The organism is Rhizobium sp. BR 314 (genome assembly GCF_047445805.1).
GTDB lineage: Bacteria > Pseudomonadota > Alphaproteobacteria > Rhizobiales > Rhizobiaceae > Rhizobium > Rhizobium lusitanum_B.
This window is the reverse complement of sequence record NZ_JARWLA010000045.1, coordinates 1-13,624: the sequence shown is the minus strand read 5'-3', so window position 1 is coordinate 13,624 and position 13,624 is coordinate 1. Positions and strand designations below refer to the sequence as shown.

General features: G+C 58.3%; 25 protein-coding genes and 1 pseudogene. All 26 read right to left on the bottom strand.

Going from position 1 to position 13,624, the window contains the following annotated elements; genetic code table 11:
* Nucleotides 1-83 precede the first annotated feature (83 nt).
* Complete coding sequence (gene rpsK, locus QD461_RS32475; RefSeq protein ID WP_004118426.1) at nucleotides 84-473, bottom strand: 30S ribosomal protein S11; 390 nt, start codon at nucleotides 471-473, stop codon at nucleotides 84-86.
* A gap of 131 nt (nucleotides 474-604) precedes the next feature.
* A complete protein-coding gene (gene rpsM / locus QD461_RS32470) occupies nucleotides 605-973 on the bottom strand; it encodes a 30S ribosomal protein S13 (protein ID WP_004118424.1) in 369 nt (122 codons plus the stop codon).
* 217 nt (nucleotides 974-1,190) lie between these two features.
* Entirely contained in the window at nucleotides 1,191-1,841 is a 651-nt protein-coding gene (locus tag QD461_RS32465) for an adenylate kinase (RefSeq protein WP_414091164.1), read from the bottom strand.
* The gene (gene secY, locus QD461_RS32460; protein WP_184701952.1) at nucleotides 1,838-3,178 is read right to left on the bottom strand and encodes a preprotein translocase subunit SecY; all 1,341 of its coding nucleotides are present in this window, start codon (nucleotides 3,176-3,178) and stop codon (nucleotides 1,838-1,840) included. The genes QD461_RS32465 and secY overlap by 4 nt, the downstream gene beginning before the upstream one ends.
* 224 nt (nucleotides 3,179-3,402) lie before the next feature.
* On the bottom strand, nucleotides 3,403-3,873 hold the full coding sequence (gene rplO / locus QD461_RS32455) for a 50S ribosomal protein L15 (protein WP_092844941.1): 471 nt from the start codon (nucleotides 3,871-3,873) through the stop codon (nucleotides 3,403-3,405).
* Nucleotides 3,874-3,890: 17 nt separating this feature from the next.
* A complete protein-coding gene (gene rpmD, locus QD461_RS32450) occupies nucleotides 3,891-4,103 on the bottom strand; it encodes a 50S ribosomal protein L30 (protein WP_004118415.1) in 213 nt (70 codons plus the stop codon).
* A 13-nt stretch (nucleotides 4,104-4,116) separates the two neighbouring features.
* Entirely contained in the window at nucleotides 4,117-4,686 is a 570-nt protein-coding gene (gene rpsE / locus QD461_RS32445) for a 30S ribosomal protein S5 (protein WP_004118414.1), read from the bottom strand.
* Nucleotides 4,687-4,814: 128 nt separating this feature from the next.
* On the bottom strand, nucleotides 4,815-5,177 hold the full coding sequence (gene rplR / locus QD461_RS32440; protein ID WP_004118412.1) for a 50S ribosomal protein L18: 363 nt from the start codon (nucleotides 5,175-5,177) through the stop codon (nucleotides 4,815-4,817).
* Nucleotides 5,178-5,189: 12 nt separating this feature from the next.
* On the bottom strand, nucleotides 5,190-5,723 hold the full coding sequence (gene rplF, locus QD461_RS32435) for a 50S ribosomal protein L6 (protein ID WP_184701950.1): 534 nt from the start codon (nucleotides 5,721-5,723) through the stop codon (nucleotides 5,190-5,192).
* 41 nt (nucleotides 5,724-5,764) lie between these two features.
* Nucleotides 5,765-6,163, bottom strand: coding sequence for a 30S ribosomal protein S8 (rpsH, locus tag QD461_RS32430; protein ID WP_104822788.1), 399 nt, complete (start codon nucleotides 6,161-6,163; stop codon nucleotides 5,765-5,767).
* Nucleotides 6,164-6,175: 12 nt separating this feature from the next.
* The gene (gene rpsN / locus QD461_RS32425) at nucleotides 6,176-6,481 is read right to left on the bottom strand and encodes a 30S ribosomal protein S14 (RefSeq protein WP_414091163.1); all 306 of its coding nucleotides are present in this window, start codon (nucleotides 6,479-6,481) and stop codon (nucleotides 6,176-6,178) included.
* 33 nt (nucleotides 6,482-6,514) lie between these two features.
* A complete protein-coding gene (rplE, locus tag QD461_RS32420; protein WP_184701948.1) occupies nucleotides 6,515-7,072 on the bottom strand; it encodes a 50S ribosomal protein L5 in 558 nt (185 codons plus the stop codon).
* Nucleotides 7,065-7,373 carry a 50S ribosomal protein L24 gene (gene rplX / locus QD461_RS32415; RefSeq protein ID WP_184701946.1) on the bottom strand — a complete coding sequence of 103 codons (309 nt, stop codon included), beginning with the start codon at nucleotides 7,371-7,373 and terminating at the stop codon, nucleotides 7,065-7,067. The genes rplE and rplX overlap by 8 nt, the downstream gene beginning before the upstream one ends.
* Nucleotides 7,374-7,384: 11 nt before the next feature.
* Nucleotides 7,385-7,753 (bottom strand): 50S ribosomal protein L14, encoded by a 369-nt coding sequence (rplN, locus tag QD461_RS32410; RefSeq protein ID WP_003573790.1) that lies wholly within the window; start codon nucleotides 7,751-7,753, stop codon nucleotides 7,385-7,387.
* A gap of 225 nt (nucleotides 7,754-7,978) precedes the next feature.
* Nucleotides 7,979-8,218 (bottom strand): 30S ribosomal protein S17, encoded by a 240-nt coding sequence (rpsQ, locus tag QD461_RS32405; RefSeq protein WP_184701944.1) that lies wholly within the window; start codon nucleotides 8,216-8,218, stop codon nucleotides 7,979-7,981.
* A 12-nt stretch (nucleotides 8,219-8,230) separates the two neighbouring features.
* Entirely contained in the window at nucleotides 8,231-8,431 is a 201-nt protein-coding gene (gene rpmC, locus QD461_RS32400; RefSeq protein ID WP_007690763.1) for a 50S ribosomal protein L29, read from the bottom strand.
* Nucleotides 8,432-8,442: 11 nt separating this feature from the next.
* On the bottom strand, nucleotides 8,443-8,856 hold the full coding sequence (gene rplP, locus QD461_RS32395) for a 50S ribosomal protein L16 (RefSeq protein WP_184701942.1): 414 nt from the start codon (nucleotides 8,854-8,856) through the stop codon (nucleotides 8,443-8,445).
* A 36-nt stretch (nucleotides 8,857-8,892) separates the two neighbouring features.
* Nucleotides 8,893-9,618 carry a 30S ribosomal protein S3 gene (gene rpsC, locus QD461_RS32390; protein ID WP_004118393.1) on the bottom strand — a complete coding sequence of 242 codons (726 nt, stop codon included), beginning with the start codon at nucleotides 9,616-9,618 and terminating at the stop codon, nucleotides 8,893-8,895.
* Nucleotides 9,618-10,007: a 50S ribosomal protein L22 gene (gene rplV, locus QD461_RS32385; protein ID WP_184701940.1), complete on the bottom strand. Its 390-nt coding sequence runs from the start codon at nucleotides 10,005-10,007 to the stop codon at nucleotides 9,618-9,620. The genes rpsC and rplV overlap by 1 nt, the downstream gene beginning before the upstream one ends.
* A 2-nt stretch (nucleotides 10,008-10,009) precedes the next feature.
* Entirely contained in the window at nucleotides 10,010-10,288 is a 279-nt protein-coding gene (gene rpsS, locus QD461_RS32380) for a 30S ribosomal protein S19 (RefSeq protein ID WP_037199970.1), read from the bottom strand.
* A gap of 15 nt (nucleotides 10,289-10,303) precedes the next feature.
* The gene (gene rplB, locus QD461_RS32375) at nucleotides 10,304-11,140 is read right to left on the bottom strand and encodes a 50S ribosomal protein L2 (protein WP_414091162.1); all 837 of its coding nucleotides are present in this window, start codon (nucleotides 11,138-11,140) and stop codon (nucleotides 10,304-10,306) included.
* Between the two features lie 11 nt (nucleotides 11,141-11,151).
* The gene (locus QD461_RS32370; protein ID WP_007690755.1) at nucleotides 11,152-11,445 is read right to left on the bottom strand and encodes a 50S ribosomal protein L23; all 294 of its coding nucleotides are present in this window, start codon (nucleotides 11,443-11,445) and stop codon (nucleotides 11,152-11,154) included.
* The gene (rplD, locus tag QD461_RS32365) at nucleotides 11,442-12,062 is read right to left on the bottom strand and encodes a 50S ribosomal protein L4 (RefSeq protein ID WP_184701936.1); all 621 of its coding nucleotides are present in this window, start codon (nucleotides 12,060-12,062) and stop codon (nucleotides 11,442-11,444) included. The genes QD461_RS32370 and rplD overlap by 4 nt, the downstream gene beginning before the upstream one ends.
* Nucleotides 12,063-12,075: 13 nt before the next feature.
* A complete protein-coding gene (rplC, locus tag QD461_RS32360) occupies nucleotides 12,076-12,717 on the bottom strand; it encodes a 50S ribosomal protein L3 (protein WP_004118384.1) in 642 nt (213 codons plus the stop codon).
* A gap of 37 nt (nucleotides 12,718-12,754) precedes the next feature.
* Entirely contained in the window at nucleotides 12,755-13,063 is a 309-nt protein-coding gene (gene rpsJ / locus QD461_RS32355) for a 30S ribosomal protein S10 (RefSeq protein WP_003547547.1), read from the bottom strand.
* Nucleotides 13,064-13,376: 313 nt separating this feature from the next.
* A pseudogene (gene tuf, locus QD461_RS32350) lies at nucleotides 13,377-13,624 on the bottom strand (elongation factor Tu); the annotation flags it as partial.

Below are 13,624 nucleotides of genomic sequence, written 5' to 3'. Positions count from 1 at the left end.
GTCACCATCCAATCGTGACAACCGAGCTTGAGTAACACCAAGCCGGGCGCATCTACCCCGGCCGGTGTCGTGAGTGGCGATGATCAGACGCGACGCTTCTTGCGCGGGCGGCAACCATTGTGCGGGATCGGGGTCACATCGCGGATCGACGTGATCATGAAACCAGCAGCCTGGAGCGCGCGCAGAGCGGATTCACGACCGGAGCCCGGACCGCAAACTTCAACTTCCAACGACTTCATGCCGTGCTCCTGTGCCTTCTTGGCGCAGTCTTCAGCGGCGATCTGGGCAGCGAACGGGGTCGACTTGCGCGAACCCTTGAAGCCCTTGGCACCAGCGGACGACCAGGCAATGGCGTTGCCCTGTGCGTCGGTGATGGTGATCATCGTGTTGTTGAAGGTCGAGTTGACGTGTGCGACGCCCGACGTGATATTTTTACGCTCGCGACGACGAACGCGTACGGCTTCCTTGGCCATGTTAGTCCTTTCTTGGATCTCTGCACCGCCGTAATGCCAGCGGCTACACCGAAACGACACTCATTGAGCGCCGCTTCAAACTCAAAAGAGGCCGGCGGACCGCCAGCCTCCCACCTCCGGCTTCCCGGAAATTACTTCTTCTTACCAGCGATCGCCTTTGCCGGACCCTTGCGGGTACGAGCATTGGTGTGGGTGCGCTGACCGCGAACCGGCAGGCCGCGACGATGACGCAGGCCACGGTAAGACCCCAAGTCCATCAGACGCTTGATGTTCATCGCGGTTTCGCGACGCAGATCACCTTCGACCTGATAGTCACGGTCGATGGTTTCGCGGATCTGCAGAACCTCAGCATCCGTCAACTGGTTGACGCGACGCTCGGCCGGGATACCGACCTTCTCGCAGATTTCCTGTGCAAACTTCGGTCCGATCCCGTGAATGTAACGAAGCGCAATAACTACGCGCTTTGCAGTCGGGATGTTGACGCCAGCGATACGAGCCACGCCTGTTCTCCTTGCATTCCTTTTGCCTTAGCAAAGGGTCTTGTTATGCAGCCCGGGAGCTGCTTGTTCGATGTGAGTCCGTAACATGTCAAAACGACCGTGCCGGACCTCCCCGTTGGAAATCCGCGCCGATCGCATAGCATGTCGCGAGTTGGCGCGGTGTTTAGCGGAATCAGTGCAAAAAAGCAACCGCTCCAGCCAGTTTATTTTAGGCTACTCAAAGCTTAGCCAGGATAGCTTCGATACTATCAGTCACATGCTCGATATCGGCCATGCCGTCGATGCTCTGCAACTTGCCCTTGGCATAATAGTATCCGATCAGCGGCGAGGTCTCCTTGTAGTAGACTTGGAGGCGCGTCGCCATCGTCTCGGCATTGTCGTCAGGCCGACGCTTGAAATGCGTCGAACCGCATTTGTCGCAGACACCCGCCGTTGCCGGAACCTTGTCAGTGTCGTGATAGACGCTGCCGCAGTTCGAGCAGGAATAACGGCCGGAGACGCGGCGAATCAGCTCGGCGTCATCAACCTTCAGCTCGATGACGACGGAAAGCTCCAACCCCTTTGCGTCGAGCATCTGCTCGGTGGCATCAGCCTGTACCAAAGTACGCGGAAAGCCGTCCAGGATGAAACCCCTGGCGCAATCCGGCTGATCAATGCGCTCAGAAACGATCGCATTGACGATCTCGTCGGAGACGAGCTTGCCAGCATCCATGACGGCCTTGGCGCGCTTGCCAACTTCCGTACCAGCCTGAACGGCCGCACGCAGCATATCACCTGTGGAGAGCTGAGGAATGCCGTGCTTCTCCACGATACGCTGGGCCTGGGTCCCCTTACCTGCACCCGGTGGCCCTAAAAGTATGAGTCTCATCGCCCCCTCTTTCCTCCACGCAACTTCGATTTCTTGATCAGGCCTTCATATTGCTGTGCGATCAGGTGACCCTGAATCTGCGCCACCGTATCCAGCGTTACGCTAACCACGATCAGAAGCGAAGTGCCACCCAGAGACAAGGGAATACCGGTCTGAGACACGAGAATTTCGGGCAGGATGCAGACGAAGACGAGATAGATCGCGCCGATGACCGTAATGCGGGTCAGCACATAATCAATATATTCGGCGGTGCGCTCACCCGGACGGATGCCTGGAATGAAGCCGCCATGCTTCTTCAGATTGTCGGCCGTGTCCTTCGGATTGAAGACCAGCGCAGTGTAGAAGAAGGCGAAGAAAGCAATCAGCGCCGCGTAGAACACCATGTAGACGGGTTGGCCATGACCCAACGCCGCGACGATCGAGGTGACCCAGGTCGGAAGCGCGGTGTTGTTGCCGAGACCGGCGACCGTTGCCGGCAGCAGGAGCAGCGACGATGCGAAGATCGCCGGGATAACGCCCGAGGTGTTGAGCTTCAGCGGCAGGTGCGACGTGTCGCCCTGGAACATGCGGGTGCCTACCTGACGCTTCGGATACTGGATCAGAAGGCGACGTTGGGCGCGCTCTACGAAGACGATGAGAGCGATGACCAGAACGGCGACCACCAGAACGGCAAGAATCAGACCCGTCGACAGAGCACCGGTACGGCCGAGTTCGAGCGTGCCGGCAAGAGCGGTCGGAAGACCGGCGGCAATGCCGGCGAAGATGATCAACGAGATACCGTTGCCGATACCGCGCGAGGTCACCTGCTCGCCGAGCCACATCAGGAACATCGTGCCGCCGAGCAGCGTAATGACGGTGGAAATGCGGAAGAACCAGCCCGGATCGACCACAACGCCGTTGCCATGCTCAAGGCCGATCGCAATGCCGTAGGCCTGCAACGCGCCGAGCAAAACGGTGCCGTAGCGGGTGTACTGATTGATGATCTTACGGCCCTGCTCGCCTTCCTTCTTCAGGTTTTCGAGCGACGGGACGACCGACGTCATCAGCTGAACGATGATCGAGGCCGAAATATAAGGCATGATACCGAGCGCGAAAATTGCCATGCGCTGTACAGCGCCGCCCGAGAACATGTTGAAGAGGCCGAGAATGCCGCCCGACTGGTTATGGAAAGCCTGGGCGTAGGCAGCAGGATTCAAACCTGGAAGCGGAATATGTGTACCGAGCCGATAAACGAGGAGAGCGCCGAGCGTAAACCACAGGCGCTTCTTGAGATCCTCGGCCTTGGCAAAGGTCGAAAAATTGAGATTGGACGCCAATTGTTCCGCTGCAGAAGCCATGCAAATCTCCGCATTACCAATTCCGGCATAATCGGCCGGGGCCGGAATCAGTAAATAAATTGTTCAAAAGCCGGGCTTTGGACGGATTGCGATGCAATCGGACGCCTCACCCTTGGTTCCCGTTATAGACCGGAAAGACACTGCCGCATCGTTCAGGTTCGTGAGGCTCACATATGGGAGCAAAATCGCCCGAAGTGAAGCACCTCGGGCGATTATTGATCATATTATTCTGCGACAGATGCGAGCAGCTTGACGGAACCGCCGGCCTTCTCGATCTTTTCAACAGCAGACTTGGAAGCGCCTGCAACTTCAAGCGTTACCTTCGCCTTCAGTTCGCCGTCCGAGAGAACTCGAACGCCGTCCTTGACGCGGCGAATCACGCCAGCAGCCTTGAGGGCAGCAGCATCGATGGTGTTCTTGGCATCGAGCTTGCCGGCATCGACGGCAGCCTGGATGCGCTCCAGCGATACGACAACGTAGTCAGCAGCGAAGATGTTGGTGAAGCCGCGCTTCGGCAGGCGACGGTAGATGGGCATCTGACCGCCTTCAAAGCCGTTGATCGCAACGCCCGAACGGGACTTCTGACCCTTTACACCACGGCCACCGGTCTTACCGGAGCCGGAGCCGATGCCGCGGCCGAGGCGCTTGCGGCTGTGGGTCGAGCCTTCGTTATCCTTGATCTCATTCAGTTTCATAGCGAATTACCTCCGGCTCACTTCTCGTCGACGATGCGAACGAGATGCTGGACAGCACGGATCATGCCACGAACAGCCGGGGTATCTTCCAGCGTGCGGCGACGGTGCATCTTGTTCAGTCCGAGACCGATCAGCGTCTTCTGCTGAACATCCGGACGGCGGATCGGGCTGCCAACCTGCTCGACCGTAACGGTCGCCTTAGCTTCAGCCTTCTTGGTCGTCTTGGCCATAGGTCAAACTCCCTTATTCTTCGGAGGCGTTGCCCGAAGCGGCGCGACGAGCCTGCAGGGTAGCATACTTGATGCCACGCTGAGCTGCGATGTCCTTCGGGTGAACCTGGTGCTTCAGGGCGTCGAACGTGGCGCGAACCATGTTGTATGGGTTCGACGAACCGGTCGACTTGGCAACGACGTCATGAACGCCGAGCGTTTCGAAAACGGCGCGCATCGGACCGCCGGCGATGATACCGGTACCGACCTTTGCCGAGCGCAGCAGAACCTTGCCGGCGCCATGACGGCCGTGGACGTCGTGATGCAGCGTACGGCCGTCACGCAGCGGTACGAAGATCATGTCGCGCTTGGCGCTTTCGGTTGCCTTGCGGATCGCTTCCGGCACTTCGCGTGCCTTGCCGTGACCAAAGCCGACGCGGCCCTTCTGATCGCCGACGACGACGAGAGCGGCGAAACCGAAACGGCGACCACCCTTCACAACCTTGGCGACGCGGTTAATCGCGACCAGCTTGTCGACGAATTCGCTATCGCGCTCTTCACGGCTCTGGCGGTCTTCCCGCGGAGCCCTCTTTTCCTGTGCCATTGTCCTCTTCCTTTTTCTTTTCCGGGTGCAACGGGCAAACAAAACGAAGACCGCATCAACCTCCGAAGGGAGATTTGCGGTCCGGTGAAATCCGGCCGGCGCCTGTTGGCTACCGGCCGGAAACTTGATCAGAAGGTCAGGCCGCCTTCGCGAGCCGCTTCGGCGAGAGCCTTGATGCGGCCGTGATAGATGAAGGCGCCGCGATCGAACACGACTTCCTTCACGCCTGCCTTGGATGCGCGCTCAGCAACGAGCTTGCCAACCAGAGCTGCGGCAGCGGTATCGGCACCGGTCTTCAGAGAACCGCGCAGATCCTTGTCGAGCGTGGAGGCAGCCGCGAGGGTCTTGCCAGCCACGTCATCGATGACCTGGGCGTAGATGTTCTTCGACGAGCGATGAACCGACAGGCGCGGACGGCCGTTGGCCACCGACTTGATTTGACGGCGCACGCGGTTGGCGCGACGCGCAAGTGCTTCTTTCCTGCTAGCCATTTCGCGTGATCCTTACTTCTTCTTGCCTTCTTTGCGGATGATCCGCTCTTCGGCATACTTAACACCCTTGCCCTTGTAAGGCTCGGGACCGCGGTATTCGCGGATTTCAGCTGCAACCTGGCCGACCTGCTGCTTGTTGATGCCGGTGACGACGATTTCCGTCGGCTTCGGCACAGCGATCGTGATGCCCTGCGGCGGCTCATAAACCACGTCGTGGCTGAAGCCGAGCGCCAGCTGCAGGTTCTTGCCCTGCATGGTCGCACGATAGCCGACGCCGTTGATTTCGAGCTTACGCTCGTAGCCGTCCTTAACACCCTTCAGGATGTTCTCGATCATCGTGCGGGACATGCCCCACTTTGAACGAGCGCCCTTGGAGTCGTTAAGCGGCGTTACGACAATTGCATTGTTTTCCAGCTTGAGACCGATTTCGTCGTTAGCGACGAAAAACAGCTCGCCCTTGGGGCCCTTGGCAGTCACTTTTTGGCCATCAACCGTGGCCGTGATCCCTGCAGGCACCTGAACGGGCTTTTTACCGATACGAGACATTTTTCAAACCTGTCTGTTTCGAAGGAGATCTCTATTCGATCTTAGAAGACCGAGCAGAGAACCTCGCCACCAACATTCTGTTCACGAGCCTGGTGATCAGCCATCACACCCTTCGGAGTCGAAAGGATAGTAATGCCGAGACCGTTCGCGACCTGCGGAATGGACTTAACCGAGACATAAACTCGGCGGCCCGGCTTAGACACGCGGCCGATCTCACGGATCACCGACGAGCCTTCGTAGTACTTCAGCTCGATGTTGAGCTCAGACTTGCCGTTGCCGAAATCGACGACGGAGTAGCCACGGATGTAGCCTTCAGCCTGCAGAACATCGAGAACGCGCGCACGGAGCTTGGACGCAGGCGTCGAAACCGACGACTTGCGGCGCGAAGCACCATTGCGGATGCGGGTGAGCATATCGCCCAAAGGATCAGTCATGGTCATCTAATCTGCTCCTTACCAGCTCGACTTGACAATGCCCGGCACCTTGCCGAGGTTGCCCAGTTCACGCAGCGCGATACGCGACATGCGCAGCTTGCGGTAATAGGCGCGCGGACGGCCCGATACTTCGCAACGGTTGCGAATGCGGGTCTTCGATCCATCGCGCGGGAGCGATGCCAGCTTCAGGGTAGCCTTGAACCGGTCTTCGATCGAAAGAGACTGGTTCATGATGATTGCCTTCAGGGCAGCGCGCTTCGCAGCCTGGTTAGCAACCGTACTGCGGCGGCGCTTGTTCTTTTCAACTGCGCTTGTCTTCGCCATATCAGGTTTCCTTTTCTACGCTCGTCGTTACGGTTACTGACGGAACGGGAAGTTGAACTCTTTCAGAAGAGCCCGTGCTTCGTCGTCCGTGTTTGCCGTCGTGCAAACGATGATGTCCATGCCCCACATCTGATCAACCTTATCGTAGTTGATCTCAGGGAACACAATGTGCTCCTTGATGCCCATGGCGAAATTGCCACGACCGTCAAAGCTCTTCGGGTTCAGGCCGCGGAAGTCGCGAACGCGCGGAAGCGCGATGTTGACCAGGCGATCCAGGAACTCGTACATGCGGGCGCCGCGCAGGGTGACCTTCGCGCCGATCGGCATGTTTTCGCGGACCTTGAAGCCAGCGATGGAGTTGCGTGCGCGCGTGATGACCGGCTTCTGACCAGCGATCGCCGCGAGATCGGCAGCAGCAACAGTCGGCTTCTTCGAATCAGCCGTTGCTTCGCCGACGCCCATGTTGATCACGATCTTGTCCAGCTTCGGAATCTGCATCTCGTTGGCGTAGGAGAACTTCTCCAGCATGGCCGCACGGATGCGAGCGACGTATTCCTTCTTGAGCCGCGGCTCGTACTTTGCCTCAGCCATCGATCACTTCTCCAGAGGTCTTGGCCACACGGACCTTCTTACCATCCACAACCTTGAAACCGACGCGGGTCGGCTTGCCGTCCTTGTCGACGACAGCAATGTTGGACAGGTGAAGCGGGGCTTCCTTGCTGATGATGCCGGCTTCCTGGCTCTGCGTCTGGCGCTGATGGCGCTTTACGACGTTGACGCCACGAACGACCGCACGGTCTTCCTTCGGCAGCACTTGAATAACTTCGCCGGTGCGGCCCTTGTCCTTACCGGTCAATACGACGACCTTGTCGCCTTTACGGATCTTCTGCATCGCTCCGCTCCTTACAGTACTTCTGGAGCCAGCGAGATGATCTTCATGTGGTTCTTGGCGCGAAGTTCGCGCGGAACCGGTCCGAAGATACGGGTGCCGATCGGCTCTTTCTTGTTGTCGATGAGGACTGCTGCGTTGGTATCGAAGCGGATGACGCTGCCATCCGGACGACGGATGTCCTTGGCGGTACGAACGACAACCGCCTTCATCACATCACCCTTCTTCACACGGCCGCGCGGAATAGCTTCCTTGATCGAAACGACGATGACGTCGCCGATAGAAGCGTACTTGCGCTTCGAGCCGCCCAGCACCTTGATGCACATGACACGACGTGCGCCGGAATTATCCGCCACGTCGAGGTTTGTTTGCATCTGAATCATGTCAGGTCGCCTTCTTGTTGTTACCGGAATGGTTGGGTCAACCGACCCCCTACCCCGGCTTATGAACTAGTGTCTTGTCTGATTTTAAAGCTTCGGGAACCGCATGCGGTCGCCGTCGCCGGTCATCAATAAAGCAAAAGAACGCCCGTACGCGAGCGTCCTGCTTCCAAGCTCGTGCTTCATACAGATATTTCGCCCAAGCGCAAGGGCCTGAGCGAAATTCTGTTACTTGGACTGGGCGGAAATGACCGTCCAGCTCTTGTCCTTGGAAATCGGCGCGCATTCCTCGATGGAAACGACGTCGCCGACCTTGTACTGATTGTTCTCGTCGTGAGCCTTGTACTTCTTGGAACGACGAACAGTCTTCTGGAGCAGCGGGTGAGCGAATCGACGCTCAACGCGAACTACTACAGTCTTCTCGTTCTTGTCGCTGACCACGACGCCCTGCAGAATGCGCTTCGGCATGTTATTTTTCCTTTAGGCCTTTGCTTCTGCCGCCTTCTGGCGGGCAATGGTTTTTACGCGAGCGATGTCCTTACGGACTTCGTTGATGCGCGAGGACTTTTCAAGCTGGCCGGTCGCCTTCTGAAAGCGCAGGTTGAACTGCTCCTTCTTCAGCTTGGCAAGCTCGTCCTTGAGTTGGTCGGCGCTCAGGGCGCGAACATCTGCGGCTTTCATGAGCTTCTTCCTTACTCTGCAATGCGCTGAACGAAGCGCGTCTTGACCGAGAGCTTGGCAGCGCCGAGGCGAAGAGCCTCACGAGCGATTTCTTCGCTCACACCGTCGATCTCGAACATCATGCGGCCGGGCTTGACCTTGCATGCCCAGTATTCCACGGAACCCTTACCTTTACCCATACGGACTTCGGTAGGCTTTGCGGTTACCGGAACATCCGGGAACACGCGGATCCACACACGGCCGGCACGCTTCATGTGGCGCGTGATCGCGCGACGAGCTGCTTCGATCTCACGAGCGTTAACGCGGTTAGGCTCCTGCGACTTCAAACCGAATTCGCCGAACGCCAGGTCAGAACCACCCTTGGCAACGCCCTTGATGCGGCCCTTAAATTGCTTGCGGTACTTCGTACGCTTTGGCTGCAACATTTTCTTATTCTCCGAACTTATCTGCCACGTACGCTATCAAGCGTTGTCGCGGCGACGGTCTCTATCGCGATCGCGGCTAGCCGGACCCTGGGCGTCGCCCTCGAGCGCACGGCGTTCGGAGGCCATCGGATCGTGCTCAAGGATTTCGCCCTTGAAGATCCAAACCTTGATGCCGCAGATGCCGAAAGCGGTTTCTGCTTCAGCCGTACCGTAATCGATGTCGGCGCGCAGCGTATGCAGCGGCACACGGCCTTCGCGGTACCATTCCGTACGAGCGATTTCCGCACCGCCAAGACGGCCGGCGCAGGTGATCTTGATGCCTTCGGCGCCAAGACGCATCGCGGACTGAACGGCGCGCTTCATGGCGCGACGGAAAGCAACGCGGCGCTCGAGCTGCTGAGCGATCGACTGGGCAACCAGCGTCGCGTCGATTTCCGGCTTGCGAACTTCAACGATGTTGAGGTGCGTTTCGGAATTCGTCATGTCCGACAGCTTCTTGCGGAGCTTATCGATGTCTGCACCCTTTTTGCCGATGATCAGACCCGGGCGAGCCGAGTGGATCGTGACGCGGCACTTCTTGTGCGGACGTTCGATGACGACCTTCGAGATACCAGCCTGCTTCAGTTCGTTCATGACGAACTTACGCATCTTAAGATCTTCGTGAAGAAGCTGACCGTACTCGGCATTGTCCGCAAACCAGCGGCTATCCCAAGTGCGGTTGATGCCAAGACGAAAACCGATTGGATTGATTTTCTGACCCATTATGCGGCCTCCTCTTGAGCTTCAACTTCACGAACGACGATCGTCAAGTGGGCGAACGGACGCTCGATACGAGACGCACGGCCACGGCCACGAGCGTGGAAACGCTTCATGACGATCGACTTGCCAACGTAAGCTTCCGCTACGACCAGCGAGTCAACGTCGAGATCGTGGTTGTTTTCTGCGTTGGCGATCGCAGATTCGAGCGTCTTCTTCACAGCGCCAGCAATGCGCTTGCGCGAGAATTCCAGCTCTGCGAGCGCGCGGTCAACCTTCTTGCCGCGGATCTGTGCCGCAACCAGGTTGAGCTTCTGCGGGCTGACACGGAGCGTGCGCGCAACTGCCTGCGCCTCATTGTCCTTCAGCCGGCGTTCGGTTTTTGCCTTGCCCATTGTTACTTCCTCTTCGCCTTCTTGTCCGCACCGTGACCATAATAGGTACGGGTCGGGGCGAACTCGCCGAACTTGTGTCCGACCATGTCTTCATTGACGCTGACCGGAATATGCTTGCTGCCGTTGTAAACACCAAAGGTGAGACCAACGAACTGCGGCATGATGGTGGAGCGACGGCTCCACATCTTGATTACTTCGTTACGTCCGCCTTCACGCACCTTCTCAGCCTTCTTGAGAAGATAGCCGTCAACAAACGGACCTTTCCATACTGAACGAGCCACTTGAGACTTCCTCTCTTACTTCTTGCGCTGATGGCGCGAGCGCATGATCATCTTGTCGGTCGACTTGTTCGACCGCGTACGCTTGCCCTTGGTCGGCTTGCCCCATGGGGTCACCGGATGGCGACCACCAGAGGTGCGGCCTTCACCACCGCCGTGCGGATGGTCGACCGGGTTCATGACGACGCCGCGGTTATGCGGCTTCTTGCCACGCCAACGCGAACGACCGGCCTTACCGTCGTTGATGTTGGCATGATCCGGGTTCGAAACCGCACCGATCGTTGCAAGGCAGGTGCCGTGTACGAGGCGCTGTTCGCCGGAGTTGAGGCGAAGGATCGCCATACCCTGGTCGCGACCAACGAGCTGCGCGTAGGAACCGGCGGAGCGAGCGATCTGACCGCCCTTGCCCGGCTTCATTTCCACGTTATGGATGATGGAGCCGACCGGGATGAATTGCAGCGGCATGGTGTTGCCGGGCTTTACGTCGACAGCCTTTTCCGAAGCAATGACCTTGTCGCCGGAAGCGAGGCGCTGCGGAGCGAGGATGTAGGCCAATTCGCCGTCCGCGTACTTCACCAGAGCGATGTAAGCGGTACGGTTCGGGTCGTATTCGATACGCTCGACGGTTGCTTCAACGTCGAACTTGCGACGCTTGAAGTCGACCAGACGATAGCTGCGCTTATGACCGCCACCCTGGAAACGCACGGTGATGCGACCGGTGTTGTTACGGCCGCCCTTGGAGGTCAGGCCTTCCGTCAGCGTCTTGACCGGCTTGCCCTTGTAGAGCGAGGAGCGATCGACGATGACCAGCTGACGCTGGCTCGGGGTCGTCGGATTGAATGTTTTCAATGCCATTTTCTTATTCCTCAGAGACCGGTGGAGACGTCGATCGACTGGCCTTCGGCGAGTGTCACGATAGCCTTCTTCACGTCCTTCTGCTTGCCGACGAGACCTTTGAACCGCTTGGTCTTGCCCAGGCGCAGCAGGGTGTTAACGGCCGTAACCTTGACGCCGAACAGCGCTTCGACGGCAGCCTTGATTTCAGGCTTCGTCGCGGTCTTGGCAACGTTGAAAACAACCTGGTTGTTGTCCGAAAGCAGGGTGGACTTTTCGGTGATCGCAGGAGAAACGATCACATCGTAATGGCGAAGATCCGTCACTTGAATCGCTCCTCTAGAGCTTCAACTGCGGCCTTGGACAGGACGAGCTTGCCACGGCGCAGGATGTCGTAAACGTTGATGCCCTGAACCGGCAGAACATCGATGTTCGGGATGTTCTGGGCTGCGAGCTTGAAGTTGTTGTCCAATTCGGCACCGCCGATGAACAGCGCGTTGGTCAGGCCAAGCGTCTCGAAAGTGCTGGCCAGAGCCTTGGTCTTCGCATCAGCTGCAATCAGGCTGTCGATGACGATAACGTCTTCAGACTTCAGCTTGGCAGACAGAGCGTGACGCAGGCCGAGGGCGCGAACCTTCTTCGGCAGATCGTGCTCGTGGCTGCGCGTAACCGGGCCGTGAGCCTTACCACCGCCGCGGAACTGCGGAGCGCGAGCCGAATGGTGACGAGCGCGGCCCGTACCCTTCTGCTTGTACATCTTGGCGCCGGTGCGGGCTACGTCCGCGCGGCCCTTTGCCTGATGCGTGCCCTGCTGCTTCTTGGCAAGCTGCCAGCGAATGACGCGGGCGAGAATGTCTTCACGCGGCTCCAGGCCGAAAATCGCGTCAGAAAGGGAAACCTTCCCAGCGTCTTTGCCCTCGAGGGTCTTGACGTTCAATTCCATTGGTTTGGCTCCCTTACTTCGCTGCCGACTTGACGGCATCGCGCACGATGATCCAGGCGCCCTTGGAGCCGGGAACCGCACCCTTGACGAGGATCAGACCGCGATCTTCATCGGTCGAAACCACTTCAAGGTTCTGCGTCGTCACGCGCGTCTGGCCCATGTGACCAGCCATCTTCTTGTTCTTGAACACCTTGCCGGGGTCCTGGCGCGAGCCGGTCGAACCGTGCGAGCGGTGCGAAACCGACACACCGTGCGTAGCACGCAGACCGCCGAAGCCGTGACGCTTCATAGCGCCGGCAAAACCCTTACCGATCGTCGTGCCGGTCACGTCGACGAGCTGACCCGCCGTGAAGTGAGCAGCCTTAAGCTCGGTGCCGACTTCAAGCAGGTTGTCGTCCGTAACACGGAATTCAACGAGCTTGGCCTTCGGCTCAACGCTTGCGACGGCGAAATGACCGCGCAGGGCCTTCGTCGTGTTCTTAACTTTAGCCTGGCCGGCACCCAGCTGAACTGCGGTGTAGCCATTCTTTTCAACTGTGCGCTGGGCTACGACCTGGCAGCCATCCAAACGCAATACGGTTACCGGGACATGCTCGCCGGCGTCGTTATAGACCCGGGTCATTCCCACCTTCTGTGCAATCACACCTGAACGCATCGGTTCAATCCTTCTCACTCAGCTCGAGAACCAGGTCTCAGAGCTTGATCTCAACATCGACACCGGCGGCGAGATCGAGCTTCATCAGCGCGTCTACCGTCTGCGGGGTCGGGTCAACGATGTCGAGGAGGCGCTTATGCGTGCGCATCTCGAACTGCTCGCGGCTCTTCTTGTCGATGTGTGGGGACCGGTTAACCGTGAACTTCTCGATACGGGTCGGAAGCGGAACGGGGCCCCGGACGCTAGCACCGGTGCGCTTCGCCGTCGACACGATCTCGCGCGTGGAAGCATCGAGAATCCGGTGATCGAACGCCTTCAGGCGAATGCGGATATTTTGGCCGTTCATTCGACGTTATCCTTGTGTTTTGTTATCTCGCGTGCCGTTCAAAAAACAGGCACGGATTGTTCTTTTTCCTAAGGCGGACCACCGGTTTCAAAGATCGAGAGGGACGCCGGCTGCGGCATCCCCATCCACTCTGCTAGACCTTTCGGTCCACCTTATTGTTAATTTCACTGCCCGCTTCGTCATCCGAAGCAGAGCGCAAATCACGCTCGCGCGCCATTTGCAACATTTCCATGTCATAAGCAAGCGGCTACTGCCGCTTGCATCATAATATTGTCATCAAATCGGCCACTCCGGTGGAGTGACCGGCTTCGAATTACTCGACGATGGATGCAACGATGCCAGCGCCGACGGTACGGCCGCCTTCGCGGATAGCGAAGCGAAGCTTTTCTTCCATCGCGATCGGAACGATCAGCTCAACGGCAACCGTGACGTTGTCGCCTGGCATAACCATTTCCGTGCCTTCCGGAAGCGTCACGATGCCCGTCACGTCCGTCGTGCGGAAGTAGAACTGCGGACGGTAGTTCGTGAAGAACGGCGTATGACGGCCGCCTTCTTCCTTCG

What these genes read in the sequence shown, in the direction of transcription:
- rpsK (WP_004118426.1), bottom strand. Translation starts at nt 473, where the DNA reads ATGGCCAAGGAAGCCGTACGCGTTCGTCGTCGCGAGCGTAAAAATATC.
- QD461_RS32465 (WP_414091164.1), bottom strand. Translation starts at nt 1,841, where the DNA reads ATGAGACTCATACTTTTAGGGCCACCGGGTGCAGGTAAGGGGACCCAG.
- secY (WP_184701952.1), bottom strand. Translation starts at nt 3,178, where the DNA reads ATGGCTTCTGCAGCGGAACAATTGGCGTCCAATCTCAATTTTTCGACC.
- rplO (WP_092844941.1), bottom strand. Translation starts at nt 3,873, where the DNA reads ATGAAACTGAATGAGATCAAGGATAACGAAGGCTCGACCCACAGCCGC.
- rpmD (WP_004118415.1), bottom strand. Translation starts at nt 4,103, where the DNA reads ATGGCCAAGACGACCAAGAAGGCTGAAGCTAAGGCGACCGTTACGGTC.
- rpsE (WP_004118414.1), bottom strand. Translation starts at nt 4,686, where the DNA reads ATGGCACAGGAAAAGAGGGCTCCGCGGGAAGACCGCCAGAGCCGTGAA.
- rplR (WP_004118412.1), bottom strand. Translation starts at nt 5,177, where the DNA reads ATGGCTAGCAGGAAAGAAGCACTTGCGCGTCGCGCCAACCGCGTGCGC.
- rplF (WP_184701950.1), bottom strand. Translation starts at nt 5,723, where the DNA reads ATGTCTCGTATCGGTAAAAAGCCCGTTCAGGTGCCTGCAGGGATCACG.
- rpsH (WP_104822788.1), bottom strand. Translation starts at nt 6,163, where the DNA reads ATGACCATGACTGATCCTTTGGGCGATATGCTCACCCGCATCCGCAAT.
- rpsN (WP_414091163.1), bottom strand. Translation starts at nt 6,481, where the DNA reads ATGGCGAAGACAAGCGCAGTTGAAAAGAACAAGCGCCGCCGCAGTACG.
- rplE (WP_184701948.1), bottom strand. Translation starts at nt 7,072, where the DNA reads ATGGCTGAGGCAAAGTACGAGCCGCGGCTCAAGAAGGAATACGTCGCT.
- rplX (WP_184701946.1), bottom strand. Translation starts at nt 7,373, where the DNA reads ATGCAGAAGATCCGTAAAGGCGACAAGGTCGTCGTATTGACCGGTAAG.
- rplN (WP_003573790.1), bottom strand. Translation starts at nt 7,753, where the DNA reads ATGATTCAGATGCAAACAAACCTCGACGTGGCGGATAATTCCGGCGCA.
- rpsQ (WP_184701944.1), bottom strand. Translation starts at nt 8,218, where the DNA reads ATGCCGAAGCGCATTCTGCAGGGCGTCGTGGTCAGCGACAAGAACGAG.
- rpmC (WP_007690763.1), bottom strand. Translation starts at nt 8,431, where the DNA reads ATGAAAGCCGCAGATGTTCGCGCCCTGAGCGCCGACCAACTCAAGGAC.
- rplP (WP_184701942.1), bottom strand. Translation starts at nt 8,856, where the DNA reads ATGTTGCAGCCAAAGCGTACGAAGTACCGCAAGCAATTTAAGGGCCGC.
- rpsC (WP_004118393.1), bottom strand. Translation starts at nt 9,618, where the DNA reads ATGGGTCAGAAAATCAATCCAATCGGTTTTCGTCTTGGCATCAACCGC.
- rplV (WP_184701940.1), bottom strand. Translation starts at nt 10,007, where the DNA reads ATGGGCAAGGCAAAAACCGAACGCCGGCTGAAGGACAATGAGGCGCAG.
- rplB (WP_414091162.1), bottom strand. Translation starts at nt 11,140, where the DNA reads ATGGCATTGAAAACATTCAATCCGACGACCCCGAGCCAGCGTCAGCTG.
- rplD (WP_184701936.1), bottom strand. Translation starts at nt 12,062, where the DNA reads ATGGAATTGAACGTCAAGACCCTCGAGGGCAAAGACGCTGGGAAGGTT.
- rplC (WP_004118384.1), bottom strand. Translation starts at nt 12,717, where the DNA reads ATGCGTTCAGGTGTGATTGCACAGAAGGTGGGAATGACCCGGGTCTAT.
- rpsJ (WP_003547547.1), bottom strand. Translation starts at nt 13,063, where the DNA reads ATGAACGGCCAAAATATCCGCATTCGCCTGAAGGCGTTCGATCACCGG.